The sequence below is a fragment of the Pseudomonas sp. K5002 genome (assembly GCF_013386655.1).
Classification (GTDB): domain Bacteria; phylum Pseudomonadota; class Gammaproteobacteria; order Pseudomonadales; family Pseudomonadaceae; genus Aquipseudomonas.
Genome location: NZ_JACARK010001685.1, coordinates 1 through 569 on the forward strand (window position 1 = coordinate 1; position 569 = coordinate 569).

Consider the following 569-nt stretch of genomic DNA (forward strand, 5'->3'; position numbering starts at 1 on the left):
CCACATGCGGTTGCGATTATCGGCGGGCGGCAGGAAGCCGCCACGGGCCGGATGACCGTCACCGCCCAGGGCGGATTCGGGCAGCGGGTCCTGGAAAAAGCACCATTGCCACAAGGGCGGAACCGGCTCGCCATCTGCCGGTGCCGCTTCGCCAAAGGTGGCGGCGATGCGTTTGAGCAGGTTGTGGCTCAAGTGGTCGTGGGCTGTTTCGCTACGGCCGATCCAGTCTGTGGCGCTCATCAGGTGCATGTCCTCGGGCAGGGAATCTGAACCGGATCATGCTGGGCCCTGGCCGTTCTGAGAATTTGCATTTCAATAAAGCAGCGTTCGGCTATGCTGAACGCCATCGCCCATAAAAAGATCTCAAGAACCCGGATGATCAATGTGGGAGCTGGCTTGCCTGCTCCCACATGGGTTCTTCGTCGCTGCCCCGGAGCCTTGCATGCACTTTGATCTGGCTGACTTACGCCTGTTTATCCATATCGCCGAATCCCCCAGCCTGACCCAGGGCGCCAAGCGCGCGTTCCTTTCGCCGGCCGCCGCCAGTGCGCGGATCAAGGCCCTGGAGG

General features: G+C 61.9%; 1 protein-coding gene and 1 pseudogene. One reads left to right on the top strand and one right to left on the bottom strand.

Annotated elements, in window-relative coordinates; all coding sequences use genetic code 11:
• A pseudogene (locus tag HX846_RS38700) lies at positions 1 to 240 on the bottom strand (MaoC family dehydratase N-terminal domain-containing protein); the annotation flags it as partial.
• Positions 241 to 442: 202 nt separating this feature from the next.
• On the opposite strand from HX846_RS38700, the gene HX846_RS38705 reads away from it, so the two are divergent.
• On the top strand, positions 443 to 569 hold a 127-nt coding region (locus tag HX846_RS38705; RefSeq protein WP_178967637.1), incomplete at its 3' end, for a LysR family transcriptional regulator.